At 60.0% G+C, this 5,275-nt stretch carries 4 protein-coding genes and 1 pseudogene; all 5 read left to right on the top strand.

Going from position 1 to position 5,275, the window contains the following annotated elements; translation table 11 throughout:
* On the top strand, positions 1–872 hold an 872-nt coding region (locus Q0239_RS02775; protein ID WP_298598049.1), incomplete at its 5' end, for an SDR family oxidoreductase.
* Positions 873–882: 10 nt separating this feature from the next.
* The gene (locus tag Q0239_RS02770) at positions 883–2,061 is read left to right on the top strand and encodes an acyl-CoA dehydrogenase family protein (RefSeq protein ID WP_298598046.1); all 1,179 of its coding nucleotides are present in this window, start codon (positions 883–885) and stop codon (positions 2,059–2,061) included.
* Between the two features lie 149 nt (positions 2,062–2,210).
* Complete coding sequence (locus Q0239_RS02765; RefSeq protein ID WP_298598043.1) at positions 2,211–3,407, top strand: CoA transferase; 1,197 nt, start codon at positions 2,211–2,213, stop codon at positions 3,405–3,407.
* Positions 3,404–4,969, top strand: a complete 1,566-nt coding sequence (locus Q0239_RS02760) for an acyl-CoA dehydrogenase family protein (protein ID WP_298598040.1) — start codon at positions 3,404–3,406, stop codon at positions 4,967–4,969. The genes Q0239_RS02765 and Q0239_RS02760 overlap by 4 nt, the downstream gene beginning before the upstream one ends.
* A gap of 15 nt (positions 4,970–4,984) precedes the next feature.
* Positions 4,985–5,275 (top strand): annotated as a pseudogene (locus Q0239_RS02755) (acetyl-CoA C-acyltransferase); the annotation flags it as partial.

The following is a 5,275-nucleotide window of genomic DNA, read 5'->3' as shown; positions in this document are numbered from 1 at the left end:
GGCGCGGGGTTGGCCGGGAAATTGCCTTGCTGTGTGCCAAACATGGCGCATCGGTGGTCATCAATGATCCCGGCGTGGGGGGTGGCGGCGAAGGCGGCGATGCCGGCCCGGCGCAGGAAACCGCAAATGACATCATCGCCGCTGGCGGCAAAGCAATCGCCAATCTGGCCAGCGTTGCCGATCCGGCGGGTGCAGCCTCGATCATCGAAGACGCCGTGAAGGCATTTGGCCGCATTGATGCTGTTGTGAACAATGCCGGCATATTGCGCGACACCATCTGGCACAAGATGAGCCATGAGGATTGGCGCGCGGTTATCGACGTGCATCTCAACGGCACTTTCAACGTCTCGAAAGCGGCAACCCCCTATTTCCGTGAACAGCAATCGGGCAGCTTCATCCACTTCACGTCGACCAGCGGGTTGATCGGCAATATCGGGCAGGCTAATTATTCGGCGGCCAAGCTGGGCATTGTCGGCCTGTCACAGTCGATCGCGCTCGACATGGCGCGCGCAGGCGTGCGTTCAAACTGCATCGCGCCCTTCGCCTGGAGCCGCATGACCGCATCGATCCCCGCCGAAACGCCCGAGCAAAAGGAACGCGTCGAACGGCTTAAAACTATGAGTGCGGACAAGATTGCACCCTTGGTTGTTTATCTCGCCAGCGACGCATCCAAAGACGTGTCGAACCAGATATTCTCGGTACGCAAGAATGAGATCGTGCTGTACAATAAGCCGCGCCCGATCCGTTCAATGACCAAGGTTGAAGGGTGGACGCCGGAGAGCATCGCAGATGAACTGATCCCCGCCTTCAAGCCCAGTTTCGCCCGCGCCGACGAAGTTTCGGCACATGTTTTCCCCTACGACCCCATCTGAGGAGCAAGAGATGAGCAATCCCGGTATGGACTCCGAAACTTTCGACGCCTTTATCGAGCAACTCCGCCGCTATGTGCGCGAGCGCCTGATACCTGCTGAGGAAGATGTGATCGCAAACGACGCGATCCCCGACGATATCCTCGCCGAAATGCGCGAAATGGGGCTGTTCGGCATCACCATTCCCGAAGAATTTGGTGGAGCGGGAATGAACATCAGCCAATATATCGAAACGGTCAAACAACTGGCCTACGCCGCGCCTGCCTATCGTTCGACCATGTCGATCAATGTGGGGATGACGGGCAGCGCGCTCAAGAATTTCGGCACGCCGGAACAGAAAGCCCATTGGCTGCCGCGTATCGCCAGCGGTGAAATCGCCTGCTTCGGCCTGACCGAGCCGGGCAGCGGTTCAGACAGCGCAGCGATGCAGACGATGGCTGTGCGTGATGGCAATGGCTATAAACTGACCGGCACAAAACGCTATATCACCAACAGCCCGCACGCAAAAATCGGCCTGATCATGGCGCGCACCTCGAAAGAGGCGCTACCTAAGAACGCCCATGTTTCTGCCTTCATTGTCGATATGACATCGCCGGGCATCAGCATCGGCAAACCCGACAAGAAAATGGGCCAGTCGGGCGCGCATATCGCGGACATCATCATGGAAGATGTCAAAATCCCGGGAGACGCATTGGTCGGCGGTGAAGAAGGTCGCGGCTTCCAGATTGCGATGCAAAGCCTTGATAACGGGCGTCTTTCAGTGGCCGGCATGGGCGTCGGCATGGGACGCCGCGCGCTCGATACCGCTATCCGCTATGCCACCGAGCGCAAGGCCTTTGGCGAGCCCATCGCGAACTTCCAACTCATCCAGGCGATGCTGGCCGACAGCGAGGCGGACCTCTATGCCGCCGAGTGCATGATCGCGGATGCCTGCGCGCGGGCCGACCGTGGCGAAAATATCCTGAGGAAGGCGGCGGCAGCCAAGCTGTTCTCGTCCGAAGCCTGCGGCCGCGTTGTGGACCGCTGCGTTCAGGTATATGGCGGGGCGGGTTACCTCGCCGAATATCCTGCCGAGCGTTTCTTCCGCGATGCCCGCATCCTGCTCATTTACGAAGGCACCAGCCAGATCATGCAGTTGCAGATCGCCAAACATCTGCTCCGCGAATTCGAACGCGAAGGGGCTGTGTGGTGAGCCATACACTTCATCCTCCCCATCGACTTGCGATGGGGAGGGGGACCATCCGGAGGATGGTGGAGGGGACTGTGACGGTGCAATTCCCCTCCGTCAGTTGCTGCGCAACTGCCACCTCCCCAACGCAAGTCGTTGGGGAGGAATAGAAAATGTACAATCTTCTCAACGGCCTGTCAGTCATCGAAGCATCGAGCTTCGTCGCCTCACCCACCGCCGGATTATATCTGGCGCAAATGGGGGCCGAGGTTATCCGTGTTGACCAAATAGGCGGAGGGCCCGATTTCCGTCGTTGGCCGGTCACCGAAGGGAACGACTCGCTCTATTGGGAAAATCTCAACAGGGCGAAGAAATCGGTCGCGCTTGATTTGGGGTCGCCACAAGGACGCGAACTGCTTCAGGAATTGGTCCGCAAGACGGGACAGTTCGTAACCAATTTCCCCGCCGAAGGATTCCTCTCGCACTCCAAATTGGCAGAAGGCCGAGCCGATCTGATCACGGTGCGCGTCATGGGCTGGGCCGATGGCTCGCCTGCGCTGGATTATACCGTGAACAACTCGGTCGGCTATCCGATGATGACCGGTGCAGGGCCGGAACCGGTGAACCACGTGCTGCCGGCCTGGGATCTGCTCACCGGAGCCTATGCGGCCTTTGCTATGCTCGCAGCCGTCCAGAAGCGCGGGCAGACTGGTGAAGGCCTTGAAGTGCGTATCCCGCTGTCCGATGTAGCAATTGGCACTGTCGCCAACCTCGGCGGCATTGCCGAAGTGCTGTATACTGGCGCAAATCGACCACGTCTTGGCAATGCCGTCTACGGCCTGTTCGGGCGCGATTTCGTGACTGCCGATGGCGTGCGCACGATGATTGTTGTCGTAACGCCTCGCCAATGGGCAAATCTTGTCGCGGCCCTTAACCTCGAAAGCGCTATTGCCGCTATCGAGGCCGAACGCGGCGTGAATTTCGCCAAAGATGACGGGCTGCGCTTCAACCATCGTGATGCACTTTATCCGCTATTCGAAGCGGCAATCGGCGCACGGACGCATGCTGATTTGACCGCTGCATTTGATGCAGGCGGCATAGTCCATTCGGCCTATCGCACGATGCTCGACGCCGCCAACGACCCGGCGCTTGTCGCCAATAACCCGGTCTTTGGCTCCGCAGCCAATCCCTCCGGTTTTGATTATCCCGCAGCAGGCAGCTTTGCGACGGTGCCGCAACTCGACCGCCAGGCCCCGCAACCGGCACCGCGCAACGGCGCAAATAGCGAAGAGATACTGTCCGAGCGGCTGGGCCTGTCCTCCGGTGCGATTGCGGCCTTGATCGATGCAGGAACGGTGAAACAGGGATGAGCGCAGCCCTTGCCGCCGCCGAAAGCTATGCCTCAGCCGCAAGGGCGGTGGTACAAGCACGCGTTGCAGCGTCCTCTCTCGATGCAGAGCAGCATGTCGCCCATGGCTATGCGTGGATTGAAACCAGCGTAGAGGCGTTGCGCGCATTGCACGCATGGGGTTCGAGGCAAAGCGGCGAAGCCGAGAAACTGGTCGTTGCCATCGGCACCGGCGAGACGCTGGCCCAACTCGCTGGCGGACTCGCCATGGGGCAGAATGAATTTATCCGCCCGGCCAATTTCGGGTTGGATGACCATGTCACCACCCTACTCGCGCAAGCCAAAGGCAACGACGCAGCCAATCGGGCACGGCTCGTCGAATTGCTGGCCAACGGCGCGACGATTTCCGACCGGTTCGACGATGAACTGCTCGATACAGTGCGCGACCAATATCGCCGTTTTACCGACCAGCGCCTCTTGCCGCAGGCGCATGGCTGGCCCCTCCCCAACGCGTTGATCCCCGATGACATCATCGGGGAAATGGCCGCACTCGGCACTTTCGGTGTGTGCATATCAGAGGAATTTGGCGGGCTGGGTTTGGGCAAGCTGGTAATGTGCGTCGTCACCGAGGAATTGTCGCGCGGCTGGATCGGTACAGGATCACTCGGCACGCGCAGCGAGATTGCAGGCGAGCTCATCATGCAGGGCGGCACAGATGCGCAGAAACAGCATTGGCTGCCGCGTATCGCATCAGGTGAAGTGCTACCCACGGCGGTTTTCACCGAACCCGACACCGGTTCCGATATGGCTAGCCTGCAAACCCGCGCTGTGCGAACTGAAGACGGCTGGGAAATCAGCGGTGCGAAAAACTGGATCACCCACGCCGCACGCACCGACCTGATGACGTTGATGGCGCGGACATTACCCGATGTGAAGGGCTATGCCGGGCTGTCGATGCTGCTGGTGCCCAAACCGCGCGGAACCGAAGACAACCCCTTCCCCGCAGAAGGAATGAGCGGCAGCGAGATCGAAGTTCTCGGTTATCGCGGAATGCGCGAATATGCGCTACAGTTTGATGGCATGAAAGCACCTGCGGACGCGCTGCTCGGCGGAGAGGAAGGCCAGGGTTTCAAGCAGTTGATGCGTACCTTCGAAGGCGCGCGCATCCAGACTGCCGCCCGTGCAGTCGGCGTCGCCCGCCGCGCCATCGAACTGGCGCTGCAATATGCGCTCGACCGCAAACAGTTCGGCCAGCCTATCATCCGTTTCCCGCGCGTAGCCGACAAGCTGGCAATGATGGTGACCGACATGGTGATGGCCCGCGAGCTGACCTATTTCGCCGCCCGCGCCAAGGATAGCGGCAAGCGTTGCGACATCGAGGCTGGCATGGCCAAGCTGCACGCCGCCCGCGTTGCCTGGGCCAATGCCGATGCGGGCCTGCAGATCCATGGCGGCAATGGATATGCAATGGAATATGAAATCAGCCGGGTGCTGTGCGATGCGCGCATCCTCAACATTTTCGAAGGCGCAGCCGAAATCCAGGCGCAAGTCATTGCGCGCGGCAAGCTGCAAGACCGCAATTAGCAAAGGAAGAAAATCATGTCCCTCCGCCGTGCCGCCATAGTTGCCCCCATCCGTACTGCCGTCGGCAAATTCGGCGGGTCGCTGTCTTCGATGACTGCAGGACAGTTAGGAGCTGTGATCCTCAAAGCCCTGATGGAGCGTACAAAAGTCGATCCAACACGCGTCGACGATGTGATCTTCGCGCAAGGTTATGGCAATGGTGAGGCGCCGTGCATTTCGCACTGGTCTTGGCTGCTCGCCGGGCTGCCGGAGGAAGTCCCGGGATACCAGCTCGATCGCCGCTGCGGTTCCGGCCTGCAAGCAATC

It is taken from the genome of uncultured Sphingorhabdus sp., assembly GCF_937872355.1.
GTDB lineage: Bacteria > Pseudomonadota > Alphaproteobacteria > Sphingomonadales > Sphingomonadaceae > Sphingorhabdus_B.
The sequence above is the reverse complement of the archived record's forward strand: the minus strand, read 5'-3'. Positions and strand labels throughout refer to the sequence as shown.